23 protein-coding genes and 1 riboswitch are annotated in these 23861 nt (G+C 52.1%); of the genes, 1 reads left to right on the top strand and 22 read right to left on the bottom strand.

The annotated features are described in order from the left end of the window. Nucleotides 1-42: 42 nt before the first annotated feature. From HJV72_RS06395 to HJV72_RS06415, 5 genes are all read right to left on the bottom strand, one after another. Nucleotides 43-666 carry a prepilin peptidase gene (locus tag HJV72_RS06395; protein ID WP_208069628.1) on the bottom strand — a complete coding sequence of 208 codons (624 nt, stop codon included), beginning with the start codon at nucleotides 664-666 and terminating at the stop codon, nucleotides 43-45. Beyond that, nucleotides 667-1656: a tRNA dihydrouridine synthase gene (locus HJV72_RS06400; protein ID WP_208069630.1), complete on the bottom strand. Its 990-nt coding sequence runs from the start codon at nucleotides 1654-1656 to the stop codon at nucleotides 667-669. An 84-nt stretch (nucleotides 1657-1740) separates the two neighbouring features. Further along, nucleotides 1741-2571: an MBL fold metallo-hydrolase gene (locus HJV72_RS06405; RefSeq protein ID WP_208069632.1), complete on the bottom strand. Its 831-nt coding sequence runs from the start codon at nucleotides 2569-2571 to the stop codon at nucleotides 1741-1743. Between the two features lie 3 nt (nucleotides 2572-2574). Continuing rightward, a complete protein-coding gene (locus HJV72_RS06410; protein WP_330618843.1) occupies nucleotides 2575-2865 on the bottom strand; it encodes a DUF1330 domain-containing protein in 291 nt (96 codons plus the stop codon). Between the two features lie 68 nt (nucleotides 2866-2933). After that, the gene (locus tag HJV72_RS06415; RefSeq protein WP_208069634.1) at nucleotides 2934-3518 is read right to left on the bottom strand and encodes a TetR/AcrR family transcriptional regulator; all 585 of its coding nucleotides are present in this window, start codon (nucleotides 3516-3518) and stop codon (nucleotides 2934-2936) included. Between the two features lie 173 nt (nucleotides 3519-3691). Here HJV72_RS06415 and HJV72_RS06420 point away from each other — a divergent pair, with 173 nt between their 5' ends. Next, nucleotides 3692-4108: a DUF2000 domain-containing protein gene (locus tag HJV72_RS06420; protein ID WP_208069636.1), complete on the top strand. Its 417-nt coding sequence runs from the start codon at nucleotides 3692-3694 to the stop codon at nucleotides 4106-4108. 42 nt (nucleotides 4109-4150) lie between these two features. On the opposite strand, the gene HJV72_RS06425 is transcribed toward HJV72_RS06420, so the two are convergent. The 17 genes from HJV72_RS06425 to HJV72_RS06505 all read right to left on the bottom strand — a co-directional run bounded on the left by HJV72_RS06425 (nucleotide 4151) and on the right by HJV72_RS06505 (nucleotide 23786). Then, on the bottom strand, nucleotides 4151-4762 hold the full coding sequence (locus tag HJV72_RS06425; RefSeq protein ID WP_208069639.1) for a formate/nitrite transporter family protein: 612 nt from the start codon (nucleotides 4760-4762) through the stop codon (nucleotides 4151-4153). Nucleotides 4763-4786: 24 nt separating this feature from the next. Next, a complete protein-coding gene (locus HJV72_RS06430; protein ID WP_208069640.1) occupies nucleotides 4787-5644 on the bottom strand; it encodes a bifunctional 5,10-methylenetetrahydrofolate dehydrogenase/5,10-methenyltetrahydrofolate cyclohydrolase in 858 nt (285 codons plus the stop codon). A gap of 16 nt (nucleotides 5645-5660) precedes the next feature. Then, complete coding sequence (locus tag HJV72_RS06435) at nucleotides 5661-6287, bottom strand: cyclodeaminase/cyclohydrolase family protein (protein ID WP_117772406.1); 627 nt, start codon at nucleotides 6285-6287, stop codon at nucleotides 5661-5663. A gap of 16 nt (nucleotides 6288-6303) precedes the next feature. After that, the gene (locus HJV72_RS06440; RefSeq protein WP_208069641.1) at nucleotides 6304-7983 is read right to left on the bottom strand and encodes a formate--tetrahydrofolate ligase; all 1680 of its coding nucleotides are present in this window, start codon (nucleotides 7981-7983) and stop codon (nucleotides 6304-6306) included. Between the two features lie 72 nt (nucleotides 7984-8055). Further along, complete coding sequence (gene lpdA / locus HJV72_RS06445; protein WP_208069642.1) at nucleotides 8056-9465, bottom strand: dihydrolipoyl dehydrogenase; 1410 nt, start codon at nucleotides 9463-9465, stop codon at nucleotides 8056-8058. A gap of 14 nt (nucleotides 9466-9479) precedes the next feature. Then, a complete protein-coding gene (locus HJV72_RS06450; RefSeq protein ID WP_208069643.1) occupies nucleotides 9480-10478 on the bottom strand; it encodes a lipoate--protein ligase in 999 nt (332 codons plus the stop codon). A 15-nt stretch (nucleotides 10479-10493) separates the two neighbouring features. Continuing rightward, nucleotides 10494-11924 (bottom strand): aminomethyl-transferring glycine dehydrogenase subunit GcvPB, encoded by a 1431-nt coding sequence (gcvPB, locus tag HJV72_RS06455; RefSeq protein ID WP_208069644.1) that lies wholly within the window; start codon nucleotides 11922-11924, stop codon nucleotides 10494-10496. Next, on the bottom strand, nucleotides 11925-13238 hold the full coding sequence (gene gcvPA, locus HJV72_RS06460; RefSeq protein WP_208069647.1) for an aminomethyl-transferring glycine dehydrogenase subunit GcvPA: 1314 nt from the start codon (nucleotides 13236-13238) through the stop codon (nucleotides 11925-11927). A 12-nt stretch (nucleotides 13239-13250) separates the two neighbouring features. After that, entirely contained in the window at nucleotides 13251-13631 is a 381-nt protein-coding gene (gene gcvH / locus HJV72_RS06465) for a glycine cleavage system protein GcvH (protein ID WP_208069648.1), read from the bottom strand. Nucleotides 13632-13673: 42 nt separating this feature from the next. Then, nucleotides 13674-14762 (bottom strand): glycine cleavage system aminomethyltransferase GcvT, encoded by a 1089-nt coding sequence (gene gcvT, locus HJV72_RS06470; protein WP_208069649.1) that lies wholly within the window; start codon nucleotides 14760-14762, stop codon nucleotides 13674-13676. 148 nt (nucleotides 14763-14910) lie between these two features. Continuing rightward, nucleotides 14911-15000, bottom strand: a riboswitch (glycine riboswitch). Between the two features lie 118 nt (nucleotides 15001-15118). Beyond that, nucleotides 15119-17908 (bottom strand): ABC transporter permease, encoded by a 2790-nt coding sequence (locus tag HJV72_RS06475; RefSeq protein ID WP_243765543.1) that lies wholly within the window; start codon nucleotides 17906-17908, stop codon nucleotides 15119-15121. Beyond that, on the bottom strand, nucleotides 17905-18585 hold the full coding sequence (locus HJV72_RS06480) for an ABC transporter ATP-binding protein (RefSeq protein ID WP_208069651.1): 681 nt from the start codon (nucleotides 18583-18585) through the stop codon (nucleotides 17905-17907). The genes HJV72_RS06475 and HJV72_RS06480 overlap by 4 nt, the downstream gene beginning before the upstream one ends. Nucleotides 18586-18642: 57 nt before the next feature. Further along, on the bottom strand, nucleotides 18643-19563 hold the full coding sequence (locus HJV72_RS06485; protein ID WP_208069653.1) for a sensor histidine kinase: 921 nt from the start codon (nucleotides 19561-19563) through the stop codon (nucleotides 18643-18645). 39 nt (nucleotides 19564-19602) lie between these two features. Continuing rightward, entirely contained in the window at nucleotides 19603-20283 is a 681-nt protein-coding gene (locus tag HJV72_RS06490; protein ID WP_243765544.1) for a response regulator transcription factor, read from the bottom strand. 331 nt (nucleotides 20284-20614) lie between these two features. Beyond that, nucleotides 20615-21535, bottom strand: a complete 921-nt coding sequence (gene tsf / locus HJV72_RS06495; RefSeq protein WP_066574874.1) for a translation elongation factor Ts — start codon at nucleotides 21533-21535, stop codon at nucleotides 20615-20617. A 49-nt stretch (nucleotides 21536-21584) separates the two neighbouring features. Next, a complete protein-coding gene (rpsB, locus tag HJV72_RS06500) occupies nucleotides 21585-22334 on the bottom strand; it encodes a 30S ribosomal protein S2 (protein ID WP_049729535.1) in 750 nt (249 codons plus the stop codon). A gap of 216 nt (nucleotides 22335-22550) precedes the next feature. Continuing rightward, entirely contained in the window at nucleotides 22551-23786 is a 1236-nt protein-coding gene (locus HJV72_RS06505; protein WP_243765545.1) for a C40 family peptidase, read from the bottom strand. Nucleotides 23787-23861: the final 75 nt, after the last annotated feature.

Raw genomic sequence — 23861 nt, forward strand, 5'->3', positions numbered from 1 at the left:
AGCTTAAAACGGCTCATAAAAACAAAAAAATTTATAGCTGTTTTACGATACATACCACTCTATCACCCGATTGCCCCACATGATTCCCATCAGCATACCTATACAGAGGAACGGACCGAAGGCAATGGCATCTCCTATCTTCCTCCTGCCGGCAGCCATCCCGTACACGATGCTGGCGCCCGCCGTCAGAACCGCCGCTGCCGCAGATACGGCTGTAACCTTCCACCCGAGAAATAATCCGCAGGCGGCCATCAGTTTGATATCACCACCACCAAAAGAACCTGGCACGATAAGGGCAATGACAAGAAACGGCACGCTGACACAGAGACTTCCGGCTGCTCTATCCCACAAGGACAGGCCGGGCAGCGTCCATACCGACAAGAACGCCAGTATGATGACTGCCGCACAGCATATATCCGGAATCTCTCTGCGGTACAAGTCAGTGAGCGTCACCGCTGCCAGGATACATAAAAACCCGAACATGGTCAGGCAGGCACCTGTACCCTTGTACCGGTACAGGCAGTACAGTACCGCTGCGGTACCTGAAGCGCAGCAGATCCACGTACGCGAAGATGCGTTCCCTGATATGCCTCCCCGGGTACAGCATCGCCCGATTATATGGAATACAGCGGCCCCGACGGCCGCTGCTGTAATGGTACGGATCACTTATATCAGGGTCTCCTTTCCTTCGCTGCTCCTGTCTTCTGGCTCCCTGTCCGGCTCCTGTGCCCGGCACTCCCGGAACAAGGCATCGACTGCATCTTCATAGGCGGCAAGCCGCTCCGACTTGCGAATCCTCTTCGCATGCTTCTTACTGTCCGGGAACAGATGAATCATATAGCACCACAGTTCCTTCATCTTGAATAGGATAACCTTGTCCCCGGAGAGCACTTCTCTGTAACCGCTGTACACTCTGTCGTGAAACCTTCGTATCCGCTCCTGATCCAAAGCCTCTCCTCTTTCTGCCGACTCTATCAGCATCGGATTGACAAGCAGCCCTCTTCCGAGCATCACCTTATCTACGTCCGGGAAGCGCGCCCGGAACACTTCCAGGTCCTCTGCCGTAAATATGTCACCGTTATAACACACCGGGCATGTGCTCATCGCCAGCGCCTGTGCAAACACTTCCAGATTAGGACTGTTCTTATAGAAATCCTGCTGTGTCCTCGGATGGATGATAAGTTCCTTAAGAGGATATTGGTTATAGATTTCCATGAGCCTGTGGAATTCTTCCGGGCTGTCCCTTCCGATCCTCGTCTTGACCGATATATCCGCCTCTGTCCTGTCGAATATCTCACACAGAAATCGGTCCAGCTCCTGGGGCTTTGCCAGAAATCCAGATCCCCTGTACTTGGATACGACAGTCTTGGACGGACAGCCAAGGTTCAGATTAATCTCATCATATCCAAAGTCCTTCAGCTTCTTCGCCGTCAGGATAAAGTCATCGGCATTGTTCGTGAGAAGCTGTGGTACGACGCGCATTCCCTCGTTATGTTCCGGAAGAATGTCATTTCTTTCCCTGGAACTGAGCTTCCCGTGCTGGTTTGGCGCGATAAATGCAGTGATATATTTGTCAATGCCAGGAAAGAACGCCTGGAATGCATTGCGGTGTATGTAACCGGTAATCCCCTCCATCGGGGCAAAATAATACTTCATGATTCATCCTCCCATCCCCGCCCCCTGCTTCCTACATCCTGCTCTGATGCGGAGATACAGACTATTATACCTGTCCGGCGCCTGTTATTCAATACAGGCTTTTATACTTGCCGCAAATAATGGGTTGGATGCCAGGTGTCTCCATCCCATATGTACCTTGATCATCTCCAACTTTTCTGCTTCTGTCCTGTCCGGATACAGCTCCTCCACCCGCAGCACACACTGCTTCAGCTTATCCAGGAGTGTTTTGCTCCTTTGGAGCGCTTCTGTTATCTGGCTGCCTTCATATATCTGGTCCCATGCGGGACAGCAGTACCGTATATGTTCCAGAGTCTGTAATGTCTGAATGGATTGCATACTCCTGCTTATATCAGTAAGAATCGGCAGATCATCCCGCGCAGGTATGGCATCTCCCGTAAAGACCGCACCTGCTTCTTCCAGTACATAAGATACCGAGCCGGCAGAATGCCCTGGCGTATCAAGCACCCGTATCGTCACGCCTTCTGCCGGCCGGATGATGCTCCCTTCCCTGACCGGTACATCTACCGTAACGGAATCCCCTGCCAGGTTATAGAAGTTAGGTATAGGCCGCTCTGCAAACTGTACGCCGATATCCTCTATCCACTCCCGTTCCGCCTCCGGCGCATATACCTTGCAGCCTGTAATCCGCCTGAACGCAGATGCCCCGCCGATATGGTCGGGATGGGCATGTGTCAGGAACAGCGCATCGATCTCGTCCTGACTTCGGCCTATCTGGCCCATGTACGCTATGATACTATCTTCACATCCCGCCACCCCGGCATCTATGAGACAGCACCGCCTGCCTGTGATGAGGTAGAGATAGACATACCTCTTGATTTGATCTGTCACATGAAAATCTATCCTGATTTGATGTACATTGCTGCATACTTCCATCTTCTACCCCTCCACGATAACTGCCCTGCTGTCCACTGAGTTCTCTCTTTTCGATACGATCTTTTTATATGCTTCCGACTTAAGGCACCTCTCAAGATCCCTTCTGCTCTCCCACTCGATGACGATGACACGTGCAGGCTTCCATCTCTCATCCAGTGGCATGACGTTATCGGAACGCACGATATACGTTCCCCCGTACGCTTCAACGAGGGGTCTGACCTCCTGTATGTACTCGTCATATGAACCTCGTCCCTGTTTCTTGTCTGTATATATTGTAACGATAAAATAGACCACTATTCTCCCTCCTTTATGCAAGTGTTCACTTGCATCACTGTCATAAAAGAATGGTACCGGAGGTACCATTAGCTTTTCCGTATCCCGTCCGCAAATACGCGGACGCTGTTGCAGATATACTTCTCTTTTTCAACCTGGGTCAGATTCGTTCCGAAGGATGCATGTAAGAATACAAAACCAAAGTTCATGGACAGGAACATCATTGCCAGGCTCTCGCAGTCACCCTCTTTTATCTTCCCTTCGCCGGCCATCTTTTCCAGATACTCCGTCAGCACCTTCTTGAATACCGCCGGCACTTTTAATATGGAGTCCGCCGTATGTGGATATAGTTCCGGCGTCCGAAGACCTATGGACACTTTTACCATGCGGGGCGTCACCTTCCGCATGTACGTCCTGGAAAAAGACAGAAGGTCGCTTAAGACATCCCCGCTGTATGGAAAATCTTCCTCCGACAGGCATGGGTTCCACTCCGGCAATTCCATTGCCGACAGCACAATCTCTTTCTTTCCCTTAAATTTACGGAAAATCGTACATTCGTTCACTCCTGCTTTCAATGCGATGTCTTTTGTCGTCGTCGAGGAATACCCCCGCTCCATGATAAGCGACATGGCCGACGATATGATCTTCTCCTGTGTCTCGTCCTGCAAGTGCATCACCTCCTCCGCTCATGCAAGTGCTCACTTGCATATTACCATTTCTGATACGATGTGTCAACCGGCTGCTTCAAGGTGCTGTTATGCGGGGACAGGTGTCATATCTTACAAGAATCTTTTCTTGGTTTGTATTAAAATAGCCCAAGAACAGGAACCAGGAAAGGAAAAGAATAATGGAAATACAGGATCAAAAATGTGTCATGGTAATAGACGAAGCGCTTCCGGCCGGCATTGCCGCCAACACGGCCGGCATCATGGGCATCACCCTGGGCAGGCATATTCCAGAGGCCGTAGGGCCTGACGTGCGTGATAAAGATGGCAGGACCCATCTCGGCATCATCGCGGTACCGGTACCCATCCTCAAAACGTCCGCTGATAAGATCAAAGACATAAGGGAGCAGCTCTATGCCCCCGAGTTCTCAGACTTGACTGTCGTCGACTTCTCCGATGTGGCACAGAGCTGCAACGTATATGAAGAATTCATCGAGAAAGCGGCAGGTGCGGATACATTTACCTATTATGGCATCGGAATCTGCGGAAGAAAAAAAGCGGTAAACAAGCTGACCGGCAGCCTCCCTCTGCTGCGATAAGCTATGCTTAACGGCGCGTATCGGCCTCTCCGTGGTATGCCTCTATCCTTCCGGCCTCTTTATCGCCGGTATGAGCATGCCCCCCAGGCTGTTGCCCAGTGTCATAATCAGCAGATATCCCGCCGCTTTCGGCGACCATGCGCCGGCCAGCGTGAAATAGAACATATTTGCGACACAATGTTCAAAGCCGCACAGGATAAACACGCTGACACAGAGAAATAAGATCAGCGGGTTCCCCTTCTGCTTGAAGCCATCTACGGCGATAAACATAAGAAGGCCACAGAAGATGGAAAGCAGCAGGATGCTGAACGGAGTATCGTCAAGCTTCGTCCTGCAGATTCCTGCCGCTGCTTTTCGTATCCCTCCTATCCGTGTCATGAGCACGGCCTGTGCGGCAAGCGCGGCGCCGGCCAGATTGCCGGCCCAGGTGACACCGAGCAGTAAGCCGTATGTCTTCTTATCCGTCTGACCGACAAGATAGCCTACTTTGCCAGTGTAGAGATAGAGGCCGTTCAGCACGACCGCATACAGCCCGACAGTAAAGAGCACGGACCCCAGTACCTTATGATCCACAGAGAGATAGACCGTTCCCCCCATGCCGATGGACAGTCCGGCCGCCGCCGCCAGAAAAAACATCTTCGTATATCGTCTCATAGTTCCACCCTTCCGGAAGATCTTCTAACGGCTCCCACTTAAATATGCCGCTCCTCTTACGACATGCTTCGCCAGTACCGAAGATGTCACGCTGCCGACTCCTCTTGGTACCGGGCTGATATAAGATGCCTTGTCTTGTACGGCATCATAATCCACATCACCGCAGAGATTTCCTTGTGCGTCTACATTAATCCCCACATCAACCACGACAGCGCCGTCCCCGACCATACTGCCGCTGACCATCTTGGCCTTGCCGGCCGCCGCCACTAATACTTCCGCCTCCCGGCACGTCTGTTCCAGTTGTTCCGTTCTTGTATGGCACACTGTGATTGTGGCATGCCGCTTCAGCAGAAGCATGGACAATGGTTTCCCGACGACCATGCTCCTTCCGATGACGGTCACTCTCTTTCCTCTCGGGTCTATCTTATAGTAATCCAGCATCTCCATCACTGCCTCTGGGGTGCACGGCGCATAGCCTGACTCATCGCCGGTAAATACCTTGGCGATATTCACCGGACTCATGCCGTCCACGTCCTTCATCGGATGTATCATCTCCCTGACCGGATCCTCATCCAGGTGTGCCGGAAGAGGTCTAAAGAGAAGGATTCCGTGTATGTTCGGATTGTCATTTACTCTGCAGAATTCTTTCTCAAACTCTTCCTGCGTGATGTCTTCCGGCAGTTCCGTCACCTGGCATCCGATTCCGATGGCCTCCATCCTCTTCCTGGCCCCACGTTCATACGCCAGGTCGTCCGGCCTTGCCCCCACACGTACGATGCCAAGACATGGGAGTATCCCCTGCTCTGTCAATCTCTTTGTTTCCTCTACAAGGCGCTCCTTCATAGCCGCCGCTACGTCTGCCCCTTTCATCACTATGCCCATTGTCTTCCCTCCTGCCCTAACGGATATGTTCCAATACGCCGCCGTATATCCTTTCCTTCATAATCCTGGCTTCCCGAATCAGCATATCTGCTTTCTCGTTCAGCTCCTCTGCCCGATTTCTGTCCTTCATCAGCTTCGTATTGATGAATACATTCAGGGAGGCCCCATTAAGCGCCGCCTGGGCGAACAGGGCCCCTACGCCTACGTCACTTAGCGCTATCCTGCTGCCTTTCTCACCGAGCACGCCGAGCAGGCATATCACTTCTGTCACCGTCTCCATAATCTCAAGCGGCACGATGCTTGCATCATACAGCGCCTGTTCCAGCACGTTCGCCTTTTCTTCTTTTTGCTCTTCTGTCTCTTTGGGCAGCCCGTAAGCTCTTGACAGAGGCTCGAACGCCTGCGCGTCCTTATCTGTAAGTTCCACCAGCCGTTCCCGCAAGACTTCCAGCCTGTCTCTGACCGCCGCAACTTCTGCTTCCACATCCGCATACCTTTTCTTGCCGACCGTCAGGTTCGCCACCATCATGCCAAGGGCGGCGCCCAAGGCTCCCGCGGCAGCAGAGGCCCCTCCGCCGCCCGGCACCGGAGCGGCAGAAGAAAGAGCCTCGAGAAAATCCGTCGTCTTCATCTCCAGCATCATCATTCTTATCTCCTCCTTAGAACAGCCCGGATATCACGCCGTCCTCATCCACATCAATCTTCTCCGCAGACGGCACCTTCGGAAGCCCCGGCATCTTCATGATATCACCTGTCAGCGCCACGAGGAAGCCGGCTCCTGCAGATGCGGCTATGTCCCGTATCGTAATACGGAAGCCTTCCGGCCTGCCGAGCTTTTTCGGGTCATCGGTCAGAGAATACTGGTTCTTTGCCATGCATACGGGAAGATTGCCAAGTCCGATGCTTTCCAGGTTCCTGATTTCTCTTATTGCCTTAGGTGTGTAGTCAACACCGTCCGCTCCATATACTTCACCGGCTATGGCCTCTATCTTATCCTGTATGGACGCTTCCGTATCGTATACGAACCGCATCGTGCTCTCCCCTTCGCAGAGACGGATTACTTCCTCCGCCAGTTCCCGGCCGCCGGCGCCGCCGCCAGCCCATACGTCGGACAATGCCACGTGAACCCCTAGCTCCCGGCATTTTTCCCGTACAAGATCCAGCTCCCTCTGCGTGTCTGTCGGAAACTTGTTGATTGCCACTACGGCAGGCAGGCCGTATACTTTTGTTATATTCTCAATATGCTTCAGCAGGTTCGGAATGCCCTTCTTAAGCGCATTCAGATTCTCCTCCTGCAAGTCCGCTTTCGCCACTCCCCCGTTGTATTTCAACGCCTTGATGGTCGCCACAAGAATCACGGCATTGGGGCGGAGGCCGGACATCCTGCATTTGATGTCCACGAACTTCTCAGCCCCCAGGTCTGCACCGAACCCTGCTTCCGTCACCATGTAATCTGCCAGCTTCATGCCCATCTTCGTGGCGATGACGCTGTTGCATCCGTGTGCGATGTTGGCGAACGGTCCGCCGTGGATAAATGCCGGCGTCCCCTCCAGCGTCTGGACAAGATTCGGCTTCAGGGCATCCTTAAGAAGCGCCGCGACAGCTCCCTGTGCATTCAGGTCGCCTGCCGTCACAGGCTTTCCTGTCCTGGAATATGCAACGATGATTCTGGCTACCCTCTCCTTCAGGTCCGTGATATCCTTCGCAAGGCAGAATACTGCCATAATCTCAGAAGCGACCGTAATGTCAAAGCCGTCCTGTCTCGTCACCCCGTCCGCTTTTGAACCGAGCCCGTCCACGATGCTTCTGAGCTGGCGGTCGTTCATGTCCACGCATCTTCTCCACGTCACCTTGTTCGTGTCGATATCCAGTGCATTGCCCTGATGGATATGATTATCCAGCATGGCGGCTATAAGATTATTGGCAGCCCCGATGGCGTGCAGGTCTCCGGTAAAGTGGAGATTGATATCTTCCATCGGTACGACCTGTGCATAGCCGCCTCCCGCCGCGCCGCCTTTGACTCCGAATACCGGTCCAAGCGACGGTTCCCTTAAAGCGACCATCGTCTTTTTGCCAAGACGGTTCATGGCGTCTGCCACGCCAATGGTGGTCGTCGTCTTTCCTTCTCCTGCCGGAGTCGGATTGATTGCCGTCACTAGCACCAGCTTTGCGTCTGGGCGGTCCGCCAGCTCATCCGTGTAATAGCGATAGTCGATCTTAGCCTTATATCTCCCGTAGTTCTCTATATATCTGTCCGGAATCCCAATAGAGGCGGCAATATCATTAATTCTTTTCATCTTTGCATCCTGGGCAATTTCAATATCACTTTTATATCCCATCTTTCTATCCCTTACACCTTATGGCAGATGTATTATCCTTTCTATAATATGCTTTACATAATATGTCCTGTACTATCGCCTCCGTGGGACGACATGGATGGCTTCTCCAAATACTTCCTCCAGAGCCTCGCCGGCCCCTTCATTGTAAGTCGGGTGTGCACGCATCCCTTTCAATAGCTGCTCCACGGTCAGCCTGTTGGCAATGGCCGTCGTGAATTCACCAATCATATCCGTGGCTCTCGCACACATCATTTGAGCGCCTAAGATAACTCCTGTATGAGCCTCTGCAACCACTTTGATAAAGCCCCGTTCTTCCTTTGTGATGAGAGATTTTCCGTTGGCGCTCATGATGAATTTGCCTGTCTTGATCTCGCACCTTTTATCTCTGGCCTCTTCCTCTGTCATGCCGACCGACGCGATCTCCGGCTCCGTGTATACGCAGCCGGGGATTACGCCCAGGTCCACGGACGGGCTCCTCCCGGCTATGATATCCGCTACATACATCCCCTGTGCGGCGGCGGTATGGGCGAGCTGCGTACCCTTTATCAGATCGCCCACCGCATAGACGCCGTCCATGTCTGTGCAGAACCTGTCATCCACCACGATTCTTCCTCTATCCAGGCGGATACCCGTACCCTCTTCCAGAAGGTCATCCGTATCCGGACAGCGGCCAACTGCACACAGCACATACCGGGCGGAACTTCTTACTTCCTGCCCCTTTTCTTCAAATGCGCAAACGAGATGCTCTCCCTCTTTCTCGATACGCTTTACCGATGCTCCTGTGTGGATATCCAGCCCCCGTTTTTTCATAAGCATCTTCAGATTCTGGGATATCTCCTTATCCATGTTCGGCACAAGGCGCGGAAGCGCCTCCACGACGGCAACCTTGCTGCCAAGGGCCAGATACACGGTCGCAAATTCCATGCTGATAACACCGCCCCCGATTATGAGCAGGCTATCCGGCACTTCCGCAAGCTTGAACAGCCCATCGCTCGTCAGCACCCCTTCCAGGTCCATTCCAGGGATGGGCGGCAGCATGGGCTTTGACCCGGCCGCCAGCAGCACATGCCGGGCCTCATAGACTTGTGCTGCCCCACTTGCGTCTATGACCCTGACTTCCCGGTCACCCGTAAGCGTCCCTTTTCCATATATCACCGTCACCTTATTCGCCTTGAGGAGCTGTTCTACCCCCTTACAGAGCTGGTCTGTCGTCTCTTCCTTGTAGGCCAGGATCTTACCGTAATCATAGGCGACCCCGGAAGCTGTCACCCCGAACGTCCCGCCCGAAAGCATCTCCTGGTACAAAGAAGATGCGTGAATCATAGCCTTTGCCGGGATACAGCCCCGGTTCAGGCAAGTACCGCCGACCCGTCCGGCCTCTACGACCGCTGTCTTAAGCCCGTTCTTTGCCGCTCTGATTGCAGCTGTATATCCTCCGGGCCCTGCACCAATTATAATCAAATCAAATGTATCTTCTGCCATATCATGCCTCCTTATTAGAATTCTGCTGCCGACAGCCACGTGATGATATCCGCCAGCATCGCTTCTTCCTGCGCGTCATCGGACCAGAAGAGCCCCAGTTGCGCGCACACGGCGGTACGCCTGTATTCCAGGTTCTTCATGTATTCCGGGAGAGCAAGCATGAAGCCAGGCTTCATGGAATCCGACCAGACCGCCGCATCTGCTATCCTGCCGTTCTTCACCTTGAACTGAAGCGTCAGATTCCCCCACGGGAACCGGTGGGAGAGCTCATGCTCGAATTCCATCCTGCGTCCATAAGTCCAGTCCCAGGAAGCATATTTCTGCTCTGCCGCTTCCAGCTTCTCGCCTTCTAATTCCTTTTGCCTGCGAATCCCGCACTTTCTTCCATATACTTCCTCAAATGCCTGGCGCAGAGACTCTTTCAGCATGCCGATGGTCAGTTCCGGGCAGAACTGCTTCAGATTGACGACTCTTGACTTCACAGATTCCACACCCTTCGACTTCAGCTTCTCCTTTGACACGGTCAGATATTTTGACAATTCCCCGATATTGACATCCACCATCAGCGTGCCGTGATGATAACAGCAGGCTCCCTGCTCATAAAACGCATTGCCGGAGAACTTCTTTCCCTGCGCCAGTATGTCATTGCGTCCGGACTTTTCCGCCTCTATGCCAAGCTTCTGCACTGCCCGCACGATGACCTCCAGCTGTCTGTCCAGGTCATAATTATCTTTACTCACAAGAAAGGTAAAGTTCAGGTTGCCCAGGTCATGATATACCGCGCCGCCTCCGGACAGGCGGCGCACAAGATACCCGCCGTCGTCCTTCAGCCTGCTGACAAGGCATTCCTTCCACGCATTCTGGTTCCGTCCGATGACGACCGTGTTGGCATTCTGCCAGAGGTACAGGATACATTCATCGCCGGCACAGCTTAAGAGAAGCCGCTCTTCCAATGCCAGATTCTTCCGGGGGTCGGTCTGCTCTGCCTCTATGTATGTGATTCGTTCCACCATATATCCGTATTCTCCCTATGCTTCAAAGTGATAACGAAGGACCGGATGCCTGGCGGCTCCCACCTCATCGAGCCGTGACACCGGCGTAGTAACCGGCGCGTCGTGCAGACGCTGCACGTCTTCTTCTGCCTCATGATACAGCTTACGGAATACCTCTATCGCCCTGTCCAGCGTCTCTTTCGATTCTGTCTCGGTAGGCTCCGCCATCAGTGCCTCTTTTACAATAAGCGGGAAGTACATGGTAGGCGGATGAATGCCGTTGTCAAGAAGTCCCTTGGCGATATCTGTCGCGGCTGCTCCGGTCTTCTTTTTCAAGTCCTCCAGGCTCATGACAAATTCGTGCATACACACTTCGTCATAGGCCATCGTATACAAGTCTTTTAACTGGTGCATCATGTAGTTCGCGTTCAATACCGCATTCTGGCTTGCCTCCCGGACTCCATCCCTTCCAAGTGTGAGCATATAAGCCAGGGCCCGTACGACGACGAGGAAATTCCCGTAGAAGCTCTTCATCTCACCGATGCTCTGCTCCGGCCTGATAAAGGACAGCCGCTCTTTTCCGTCCACGAGTACGGAAGGAAGGAACGGGACGAGAAATTCCTTACAGCCTACCGGACCGCTTCCCGGCCCTCCTCCACCGTGAGGTGTGGAAAATGTCTTGTGCAGATTCAGATGGATGACGTCAAAGCCCATATCTCCCGGCCTTACTATACCCATCACCGCATTCAGGTTGGCTCCGTCATAATAGTTCAGGCCGCCGCAGCTATGGATAATCTCTGTAATCTCCAGTATATTCTTGTCGAACAGGCCTACCGTATTCGGATTGGTCAGCATCAGACCCGCTATGTCGTCTCCTGCCGCCTCCTTAAGCTTCGCAATATCCACGCATCCGTCCGGGCCGGAGGGCACGCTCACGACAGAATAGCCGGCCATAGTGGCGCTTGCCGGATTCGTGCCATGTGCCGAATCGGGAACGATAATCTTCGTTCGCTTCTTATCTCCTCTGCTTTCATGGTATGCCTTGATCAGCAGAAGGCCTGTAAATTCTCCGTGCGACCCTGCCGCAGGCTGCATCGTCATGCGGTCCATCCTCGTAATCTCACAGAGGTACTCCTCCGCAGTCCGGATGACTTCAAGACATCCCTGTACCGTTTGTTCCGGCTGCAGCGGATGAACCTCTGTAAAGCCGGGAAGTTCGGCCATGTCATTGTTGATTTTCGGGTTGTACTTCATCGTACAGGAGCCAAGGGGATAGAATCCATCGTTGACTCCGTGGGATTTCTTCGCCAGCTCCGTGTAATGCCTGCTCAAATCATTTTCCGACATCTCCGGCAGATGCAGCGCCATCTTCCGCCTGTCTTTTTCTGCAGGTTCCACTACCGGCACGTCACATGCCGGAAGCAGATCCATGCCTCTGCCCGGTCTGCTTTTTTCAAATATAAGCATCTACTGCACCTCCTTCAAAATACGGACCACCCTGTCGATCTCTTCTTTTGTGTTCATCTCCGTACAGCACCAGAGTATCTTTCCGTCCGCAAGTGGATAACCTCCGAGAATCCCTTCCTTTTCCAATGCTTCCAGTGCTCTTTGCGCCGGCACGTCTGAGCCCGTGACAAATTCATGGAAGAACTCTGCCTTGTTCAGAGTCTTATAACCGATCGCGTCAAGCTCTGCTGCCATATAATGTGCCTTAGACATGCACTGCCGCGCAGCCTTCTGTATGCCCTCCTGTCCCATCGCCGCCAGATATACGCCCACTCCGAGTGCACAGAGTGCCTGGTTGGAACAGATGTTGCTGGACGCCTTCTCCCGCCGGATATGCTGCTCTCTCGCCTGAAGCGTCAATACATACCCTGTATTCCCATTAGAATCTTTCGTCTCGCCAACGATGCGGCCTGGAAGCTTCCTTGTCATCCCTTCTACGCAAGTCATAAAGCCAAGATACGGTCCGCCAAACCCAAGCATAAGCCCAAGCGGCTGCCCTTCTCCGACTGCCACATCGGCACCGTACTCCCTCGGCGTCTTCAGGACGCCAAGCGATATAGGATTCACACCCATGACATATCTGGCACCCGCGCTGTGGGCAATCTCGCCTGCCTTTGCAGCATCTTCCAGATTGCCGTAATAATTCGGATGCTGGATATAGACGCAGGCTGTCTGCGCGTCAATATGCTCTTCCAGCCAGGACAGGTCTGTTACGCCGTCTGCCTCCGGTATCACTTCCAGCTCCATCTCGTTGCCGAAGCAATAGGTCCTGACCGTCTCCAGTACATACGGCGGCGCCGCTGCCGACACAAATGCTTTCTTCCGCTTCCGTTCCCGGCACATGGCAACCCCTTCCGCAGCGGCTGACGCTCCGTCATAGACCGAAGCGTTGGAGGCGTCCATACCGGTCAGGTCACAGATCATCGTCTGATATTCGTAAATCGACTGGAGAATTCCCTGGCTGATCTCGGCCTGGTACGGTGTGTAGGCCGTCATCAGGTTCTCTTTTGAAGTGACGCTTTTCACGATGGCCGGTATAAAATGGCGGTATGCACCGGCCCCTCTGAAAATGCTAGGAAATACCGTGTTTTTTGCAGCCATCTGCTGCATCCTTCTTCGGACCTCCAATTCGGACATGCCTTCGGGCAGATCCAGGGTGCCCTTTACTTTTACTTCATCCGGAATGTGGATGAATAAATCCTCCATAGAAGAAAAGCCAATTTCATTCAGCATGGCTTTCTGCTCTTCTCTGGTGTTTGGAACGTATGAGCCCATAGGAACACCTCCTTACTCTTTCTCGCTCTCGACTAATGCTTCATACTCTTTTGCTGATAATAATTCTTCCTTTTCAGACACGTCCTTCACTTTTACGAACCATGCCTCGTAAGGTGATTCGTTGATACGTTCCGGGGCGTCCAGCAGTTCTTCATTGACCTCGCTCACAACGCCAGATACCGGCGCGTATACATCTGAGACTGCCTTGACAGATTCCACGTCTGCAAAAGGCTCTCCCACCGTTATCTCATCCCCCTCCTCCGGGAGGTTGACAAATACAAGGTCGCCAAGCTCAGACTGTGCATAGTCTGTCAGGCCTATCACGAACACTCCGTCTTCTTCTTTTACCCATTCATGTGATTTGGAATACAATACTCCTTGCTCTAATTTCATAACTATCCATTCCTTTCTTTTTCTATCTTTCCTGTCATCCGTCTACTTGTTTCTTTTATAAAAGGGAAGTGCCGTAATCTCTGCTTCAACCATACGGCCCCGCACTTCTGCCGCTACCTTTGTGCCCGGTTCCGTATATTCTGCCTCGAGAAGCGCCATGGCAACGGGATAGCCAAGATATGGACAGTGCGTGCCGGACGTCGTATGTCCGATTACGGTATCGCCCACATATACATCCTGATGCTCCCGGATGATTCCCCGTCCGGTCACTTTAAGCCCTACACGCTTTCTCTTTGGCTCTCCTAGCTTCTCCATGGCTTTCTTGCCGATAAAGTCCTCCTTGGCCATCTTGACTGCGAATGTAAGCCCCGTCTCAAGCGGCGTCACCTCTTCGTCCATCTCATGTCCGTAGAGCGGCATGGCCGCTTCCATGCGCAGCGTGTCCCTGGCCCCCAGTCCGCAAGGAATCAGTCCGTCTTCCTTTCCGGTTTCCAGCAGAAGATTCCACATCTGCTCTGCTTTCCCACTGTCCAGATACAATTCCACTCCATCTTCTCCTGTATATCCCGTCTTTGATATGATGCAGGGAATCCCGCCCGCCTCCGCCTCGAACACCGCATGGTAATACTTCTGCGGAATGCACGCTTCCTCCGTAATCCTGCGGAGGATATCCATGGCCCTTGGCCCCTGGAGCGCAAGCTGCGCATACCGTTCGGAGACATCGGTGAACGTAACCTCGCCCGACTGGTGTGCCACCATCCATTCATAATCCTTATCTTTGTTTGCGGCATTGACTACGATAAAGTAACGTTCCTCTCCTTCTTTGTAGACAATCAGGTCGTCTACGGTCCCGCCATTCTCATTGCACATCGGACTGTACCTCGCCTGCCCGATTGCCATCCCTTCAAAGTTGTTCGTAAGCAGCATCTGCAGATTGGAAAGTGCATCCCTGCCCTCACACCGTATCTCTCCCATGTGGGAGACATCGAACAGCCCTGCCTGCGTCCGCACTGCCATGTGCTCTTTCATCACCCCGGTGCCATACTGCACGGGAAGTATGTATCCGGCAAACGGGACCATCTTCCCGCCTGCCTGCACATGCGCTTCGTAAAGCGGCGTCTTTCGCTCCATATCCCTACCTCCTTCATAGTCTGTATCGATTGACTTTTACAAGTTCATACCGGCGATGGAACGCTCGACTTCTGCCCCCGATGATGCAAAAAGGGGCAAATATAAATATCACACTGATATCCATACTCACCCCTGTCATCCAGAGTATCGTCCGAACTTAATTCCTTTGCCTGAGAGTTTCGGTCATCCCTTTCCCCTTCGGCGCTATCACACAGATAGACTCTCTTAAATCCATCACCCGATATATGAAACTACTTTGATTATAACGGGCTTTAAATTATCTGTCAATAATTGTTTTTTTATTAACATTTCGCTCAATTGATTTATATTTCACATAATTGTCTATATGTTATCAATCAGTCTGTCTGCGCCATCCGCTGCGTCAGCCCCGTCTTCTCCATCCTTTTATAGACAATCGCAGGTACGGAGATACAGATACATGCAAGCACGGAGATCATAACCGCATACAGAACCCACGGATAGGTAAATGTAAAGTATGCAAGCCTGGCCTTCATATAGATGCATACAAGACCAAGTATGCCGCTTCCTGCCGTAAGCATAAGCCCTGCCGTCAGAAGACAGTAATACAGGCCTTCTGCCATGAGCATCCGTTTAAGCTGCCTGTGCGTCATCCCCATACCTTCCAGCAGTGCCAGCTCTTTCTGTCTCGACCATATGCCTGTCACCATCACATTCAGGTAATTCATCAGTCCGGCGAATATCAGTATCATGCCGAGCACACCCAGTATCAGCCGGCTCCCCTGCATATATCTCTGGGCCTCTAAGAGCAGGCCCGACTTGCTGAGGATCAAGAGCCCCGCCTCTTCTCCCCGTCTGATGTTCTCCCTGCCTGCTATCTGCTGAATCGCTTCTCCTGCGGCGTGCTCCTTGCCTTTCTCCACGCTCAGCTCCAGAAAGAAGGTCTTTTTTGTAATCCCAAGCTTTTCAAATCCTTCCTCACTGATGACAAAATAGTCGATGCGGGGGCCGTGCCACGTCCGCTTAAGTTCCGGGAACCCTTCCGCTTTCGTGTCCATATAGCCGCACAGCGTCATCGGCTCAGACTTTTCTGTCTTAACCTCTCCCATCTCTTCCAGCTCCTGCACGGAGGCATCCATCCGCCTGTCACGTTCTTCTTTGGACCATAACCTGGAAAATACGACAGGTTCCCCGACACTTTCCACGGCCTGCTTTTCCTTGGCCGGTGAGAGGATATGGTCGTGCAGGTACAGTACGCCGGTGCCATCTTCCAGACTCTCCATATCGGCCGCCGCGCCGCTCTCCCTGGCATATTCCTTCAGTTCTTCTATCTCTTTCCTGTCCAGAATCTGTATCGTACAGCTTCCCGCCGCTTCGATAAGGTCTATGACCGTGCCGATGCTGTCATCATAATTCTCATCTGTCTCCGCCTCTTTGTCCCTCACCAGCGGGCGGACGCCTTTTTTCGTATACCTCGGATACATGTATCCGCCGATAGCCGCGTATGATTTCTTCTTATCCACCCCGTCCACGGCCAGCAGCTGTTCTGTTACTTCCTCGCTTAACGGCGAGAACGTATCATAATCGTTGTCTGTCAGAAGGGCAAAGTTATCCCCTTCCGTCTCCAATGGGTCCTCCTGGGGGTTCCTGCCTTTATATTCTTCTCCATATCCCTGCGACTTTCCCCATGGACCGAATGCGCCGGATATGAGGAAGTCCGGCCTGCTTTCTATCGCATGGCTGTAATCGGTCCCCGCTGCAATTACGGCGGCTCCCAGAGCCACCTCAAGCCCGAGGAACAAGGATAGTACCGTACGCAGGAATCTGCCGCGGTGGCGGAACAGGTTCTGCCACGCCATGTGGCACACCTCCCGTTCCGGCGACCTCCTTCTCCTGCCAGCCGTGCCTGTCTTTGGCTGCCGCCTTGTCTTCTTCTGCCCTGTTCCGGTATAGTGCAGCGCCTCTACGCAAGAGCGGCTGACTGCACGGCAGATCGTCTCTGCCGCAGCACCTATAGCCACAATGCCGGTGAAGATAACGGCAAGGGCAACCAGCTCAGGGTGAAGCACCTTCAGCCCTGCCGCCCCTCCGTACCGGAACAGGTACTGTCTGCCGAGTATCCGGGGAATCACGGTTGACAGAATCACTATGGATAAGATTACGCCCGTGGGAATCCCCATACATAAGATACGCCATATCTGCCCGAAGTAGATGCGGCGGACCTGCTTTTCTGTCGTGCCGATCGTATTCAGAAGGCCGATCTGCCGGATATCCTTTGCCATGGATATGTGCATGACGTTATGTATGAGGAAAAAGATGCTTGCTAGCACGAGCGCTGCTCCGGCTGCCGCAAGACCGTATCCTCCCATAAACCGGTTCACAGCAGCATAGTTGTACGTATTGCCCCCTGTAAACCTCTGAGACGTGCTGTCCATCTTGATGTCTTCATAGAGTCTTTCTTCCGTCCTCCGCCCATCCATGCTGTCTTTCTGCCGGATAAGAAGGGAATCTGGCTTTCCGATACTGCCGCCCCACTCCTTCAGCTTTTCTTCTGATATGTATCCCTTTGCCATATGTGAGGACGGTTCCACATAATCTTCGTACCAGCCGCACAGGGTAAATGTCTCCTCTTCTGTCCGAAACAGCCCTATCTCTACCGTAAGCCGGACTTTCATCCCCTTCTTGGGCTCACGGATGCCGAGATGTTCCAGTGCCCGAAGCGGCAGCATAAGATCTTGCCTGCCCTTCGGATAGCCCCCGCTTATACCTGTATATGCAGGCCGTTCCATCACTTCCCAAGCCGTCTTGTCCAGACATGTCATCTCACAGAGAGGGGTGCTGTCCGGTTCTTCATATGCATATCCGGGGGTACTGCTTCTCCCCACTTCCTTTATGTAGCTTAAGCTCTTTGTCTTTTCATACTGTCCCTTCGTCGGATCTTCCAGATATGTGGCAGCCGCCGTACCGTCCTGCCGCACCGACTTCAGGTATTCTGCCTGGATCTTTCCGCGGGAGACGCCGAACACCATGCAGAGCGTCACGATTCCGAGCACTACCGCGCCGAATAGGATCCGGTTCCTGCCTCTGCCTGCCTTCCCGATCTTCCTTGACAGCATACGTATGACCTGGCTATTTGTATTGGGAACATGACCGCTGCTTCGTCTCATGGCTGTTCCTCCTGTCCCCATATCTTTCCGTCTTCGATACGGACGATCCGGTCCGCCATCTGGGCCACTTCTTCTTCATGGGTGACGATAATGAGTGTCTGGTGGAACTGCCTGGCACATGTCTGAAAGAGTCCGATGACTTCCATGCTTGTCCTGGAATCCAGATTGCCGGTCGGCTCATCAGCCAGGATGATTGCAGGCTTGACGGAGAGCGCCCTCGCGATTGCCGCCCTCTGTTGCTGACCGCCGGAGAGTGTCTCCGGCATCTCGTAAAGCTTCTCCTTCAGCTTCAGCACTTCGGCAATATGGTCTATATACGCTTCGTCCACAGGCATCCCGTCCAACCTAAGCGGCAGGAGGATATTCTCGTACACGTCCAATACCGGCACGAGATTGTACTGCTGGAATACAAATCCGATATTTCTTCTGCGGAAGATGGTACGTTCTTCCCTGTCCATATCCCTCAAGCTGTTCTCTCTGATCCACACCCCGCCTGCCGTCGGCTCGTCCAGCCCGCCCATCATATTCAGAAGGGTGCTCTTCCCGCTGCCGGAGCTGCCGACGATAGCCAGGAACTCCCCTTCCTCAACCGTAAGGCTCACTCCGTCGAGCGCACGTACCTCGTTCGCCCCATTTGTATAATACTTCCTGAGGCCTGCTGCCTTCACCATCTCCATATGCTGTCTCCTCCTCTTAAATACTGCTGTATATAAGTGCCAGTATAGAGGATAAATCTAACAAAGTTCTAACAACTGCATCTCTACTTTTACCCCCGGATCCATCCTGACTATCCTCATGAACCCTCCATGGCGTGCTACGATCTCTTTTGCGAGGTACAGGCCGATGCCATAGCCTTCCTCGGACGTGACCCGGCTACCCCGGTAGAAACGCTGGAACACCTTGTTTTCTTCGCCTTTTGCTATGCCGATTCCGTAGTCCCGGACCTGGATGCTGCAGAACATCTCATTCTTTACCGCCGAGACTTCCACCACTCCTTTGGCCCTGCTGTACTTTACAGCATTGTCCAGTACATTGAGCAAGGCTTCGCCGAGCCAGCCGGCGTCATGGGGACATTGTATCTTCTCCGGGACTGCCGCCTCGACAGTGACTCCTCTTTCTTGTGCCTTCCGTCCTATCTGCCCCAGAGCCCCGGATATCGTGGCGGACAGATCCGTCTCCTCCTTCCTGACCTGTATGATGTGGTGCTCCAGGCGGGACATCTTGATAAAGCTCTCCACGAGAAAATGCAGTTTCTGTTCTGCACATCTTACTGCCTCCAGATACTCCTTTGCATCTTCCTCTTCTATGCTTTCTTCCTGCAGAAATTCCAGATAGGTTTCCATATTCGTAAGAGGCGTACGCATCTGATGGGCAATCTCCGTAATCAGCTGCTGTATCTGCGCGCGGCTTCTCTCCACCTCTTCCTGCCTGCCCATCGCCATCCTCTGGATTCTGGACAGCGTATGCTCGATATGAGCATAGAGCGTCTCCTCACAGGCTGACACTCCTGTAACCTCTGTTCCATTCAATATGTCGGCAGCCAGCTCTGCTATCTCTTTGAGCTCCTTCTCCCGCTGTCTCCTCTGCCTGTAGTACGCCGTGCCAAACCCGGCACACAGCCCGCCAAGACCGGCTCCAATCAGTCCCATCCACATATGCATCCCGCCTGTCCCTTTCCTTTGTACTTTGCTCTGTCATTCGCCAAACCTGTACCCCATGCCGAATACATTCTCTATGTACTTCTCCTGTCGTTCTTTTGATTCAATCTTCTTTCTCAGCCGGTTCACCGTGACACTGACCGTATTCTCACCGACAAACTGTCCGTCGATGTCCCAGACATGCTCCAGCACACTGTCCTTCGTCAGGACCTGTCCCGTATTCTCCATCATAAATTCCAGAAGGCGGTACTCCTTTGGCGTGAGATGGACTTCCTCTTCTCCAACCCAGACCTTCTTCTTACCCGGATGCAGCCTTAATCCGCGGCAGGAAAGCACCCTCTCCTGTCCGCCGGACCGCCGCGTCACCGCCTCAATTCGTCTGATGAGCACTTTCATCGGAAACGGCTTCACCACATAATCATCCGCACCTGCGTCAAAGGCCGCCAGCATATCCTTCTCTTCATCCCTTGCCGTCAGGAAGATGGCCGGTACTTTCCTTCCCTTTGAAATGTCTTTGAAAAGTCCTATCCCGCTGCCGTCCGGCAGGCCGATATCCAGTATGAGCAGTGCTGTCCTTTCGTCCGCCGCGACCGCTCTGGCCTCCTTACAGGTATAAGCCTGCAGCGTCTCATATCCTTCTTTTTTCAAGGCAATGTCCAGCGCCTTGTTCAGCAGCCTGTCATCTTCTATGATTCCTATCGTCATTACCCTTTGCATCTCCCCTCTTCTTATGCTTCAGCATTTGATTTGAGCTACATCTGTCATTATTTAAATCATCTAACTCTTGCTTTGTTTTGCGTACGATTTCTCAAAACATCCTATTTCTTAATTAAATACATTTTATCATAACTTATTAGATATTTCGCTATGAATTTAAGATATCCAAACTCGGTTCATCTGCACCAAACCAAAGCTTATCTCGACTCTGCTTCGCTTCATTTCGCTATATGTGCGCTGCACGGTAAACATACAAAAGAAGAGCCGATTGCAAATTTACTTGCATCGACTCTTCTTTTATGTGTCTGTCGCGCTTATACTAGATACTTAATTACTGACCCATCTGTGCCGCTACTTCAGCCGCAAAGTCTTCGTTCTTCTTCTCAAGACCTTCTCCGGTCTCAAAACGGATGAATCTTTTCACTGACATATTGGCGCCAGCCTCTTTTGCCACCTTCTCTACATACTTGGCAACCGTCAGGTCGCTGTCCTGTACGTATACCTGGTCCAGCAGGCAGATTTCTTTCATCTCCTTGTTGAGACGTCCGATGATCATCTTCTCGATAATGTTGTCCGGCTTGTCAGGATTCTCTACTTTAGCCTGGGCAAGCAGAATCTCTTTTTCATGGTCGATATATTCCTGTGACACTTCATCACGTGACGTGTACTTCGGAGACATTGCAGCAACCTGCATAGCCACGTTCTTCAGGCATGTTCTGATATCGTCGTTGACAACATCTGTATCGGCTTCTACAAGAACACCGATACGGCCGCCACCATGGATGTAAGATACGACACAGCCGTCCGTCACTACTTTTTCAAATCTTCTGATGTTCAGATTTTCGCCGATAACAGAGATTTTTTCTGTGAGGGCATCTTTCACCGTCTTAGATGTATCTTCCTTCCATGCCTCAGCCATGAACGCGTCCATATCAGCCGCGTCCGTGCCCACTGCCTGTTCTGTCACTGCTTTGACGAATCCCTGGAACTCGGCATTCTTTGCCACGAAGTCCGTCTCGGAGTTCACCTCTACGATTGCCGCCGTCTTATCGTCTTTTACTTCGGCCATGACAAGGCCTTCTGCTGCGATACGTCCAGCCTTCTTCTCTGCTTTGGCCTGTCCGTTCTTCCTCAGGTATTCTACCGCTTCATCCATATTGCCGTCTGTCTCGTTAAGAGCCTTTTTGCAGTCCATCATTCCCGCGCCTGTCATCTCTCTTAACTCTTTTACCATACTAGCTGTAATTGCCATCTTATCGTCCTCCATCTACATTATAGTCAGGAAGTTCCCTTCCTTTGAATTAGTTTGCTTCTGCTGATTCCTCGTAAGCGTCTTCGCCTTCTACGTATTCTTCTTCGTATCCGGTTGCTCCCTGGTTAGCTTCGATAACAGCATCTGCCATCTTGGAAACGATTAATTTAACTGCACGGATAGCATCATCATTTCCTGGAATCACATAATCCAGCTCTTCCGGGTCACAGTTCGTATCAGCGATTCCGATAAGCGGAATGCCAAGCGTATGTGCTTCCTGTACGCAGATTCTTTCTTTCTTAGGGTCGACTACAAAGATTGCATCCGGTGCTTTCTTCATCTCTTTGATACCGCCAAGGTTCTTCTCAAGCTTCTCCCATTCTTTCTTCAGCTGGATAACTTCTTTCTTAGGCAGCACATCAAAAGTACCGTCTTCTGACATTCTTTCGATTTCTTTCAAGCGGTTGATTCTGCTCTTGATCGTCTTGAAGTTCGTGAGCATGCCACCGAGCCATCTTTCATTTACATAAAACATTCCACAACGTTCAGATTCAGTCTTGATAGCGTCCTGCGCCTGCTTTTTCGTACCTACGAACAGGATGGATCCGCCTTCTGCTGCGATATCAGAGATTGCCTGGTAAGCTTCGTCTACCTTGCCTACAGACTTCTGTAAATCGATAATATAGATACCGTTTCTCTCTGTGTAGATGTATGGAGCCATCTTAGGGTTCCATCTTCTTGTCTGATGTCCGAAGTGGACACCTGCTTCTAAAAGTTGTTTCATTGATATAACACTCATGTCTTTTCCTCCATTTGGTTTTCATTCTTCCGCATATTTCTTTTCTGTAAGACCGTCTCCTCTGAGCTTAGGCACCGATACAGACAACCATATGCGTGTTTTTTTGCGACTGTTGTATATTACCACAAAAAGCCTGTAAATGCAAGGGTTTTCTTGCATTTACAGGCTTGATTCTACATTTTCTGAAGATATGGATTTCCGTCCTGCTCTTCCTGATTACCAGTAACGTCTGACCCCGAGTACGGTCCTGTAGTTCGCAGGGCTGCTGATCTTGATTCCACCGGCCGGATACGGCTTGCTGTTAGATGCGTGGACGATCTGGTTGCCCCCTATGTATATCGCCACATGGTCGCTGTACACGATGACATCACCTGGAAGTATATTCGAATATGCTACTGCCTTCCCTCCGGCGAGCTGTCCCCATGAATCCCTCGGTGTCGAAATGCCGAACAGCTTGTGTACGGACTGTACGAAGCCGGAACAGTCGGCTCCGTTTGTCAGGCTCGTGCCGCCATAGACATAAGGATTGCCTACATATGTACACGCTTTTGACGCAATCTGCTGTCCGAGAGATGCATTGCTCGGCTTATTCGTACTGTTGCCGCCGTTATTGTTGGACGGCTTGTTCGTATTGCTGTTGTTATTCGAGGGCTTGCTGGTGTTATTGTTGTTTGAAGGTTTGCTCGTATTATCGTTCGTATTGCCGGACGGCTTCGACATTCCGCCGTTATTCGTATCTCCCCCGGATGATGGCTTGCTGCTGCCTGGCGCTTCATCCGTTCCGCCGTTATCGATGGAAGCGGTCATGTTTTCCGTGTCTTGCGTCAGCGCTCCGAGCTGCTCCGCTGCTTCTTCCTTCGCCGCGGCCAGCTGTGTATCAAAGTCAGCTATCTGGCTTCTCATCTCGGACAAGGTCCCTTCCAGATTCGTCTGCTGGCTGCTCAGGTCTTCTGCCATAGCCTCCATCTCAGCCTCGCCGGATTCCAGTTCCTCTTTCAGTGACGCGACCTCATTTTTCGTCTCCACATATTCTTTGAGCATCTTTCTGTCGTAGGTATGTACTTTCTGCACGTACTCCGCCTTATTGACCAGATCGGAATAGCTCTTGGCGGATACGACCGTCTCAAGAAAGCTCGTATCGCCCTGTTCATACATGTACTGTATACGAAGCTTCATCGCCTCATACTGTTCCTGCTCTTTTTCGCTGGCCTCCTTATAGTCGCTCTCCGCCTGCGCGATACGCTCTTTCTGCCCGGCCATATCCTGCTTCAAGGCGTCAAATTGTACCAGAAGGCTGACCAGTCTGGCATTGACATCCGCAGCCTGGGCTTCCACTGCCTGCTTCTGCCCCTCCAGATTATCAACGCTGTCAGGTGCTGCCATTACAGGAGCTGCAACTAAAGAACTCATCACTAAAGTAGTGATGAGTGCCTGTCCGAATCGTTTTTTCATATTCTCACCCATCCTTATTAATCATTGTGCGGCAGAAATCTCTATCTCCTGTCGCTTTCTCTCATACGCCCCCGC

Origin of the sequence: Extibacter sp. GGCC_0201 (assembly GCF_017566055.1) — a bacterium.
Classification (GTDB): domain Bacteria; phylum Bacillota; class Clostridia; order Lachnospirales; family Lachnospiraceae; genus Extibacter.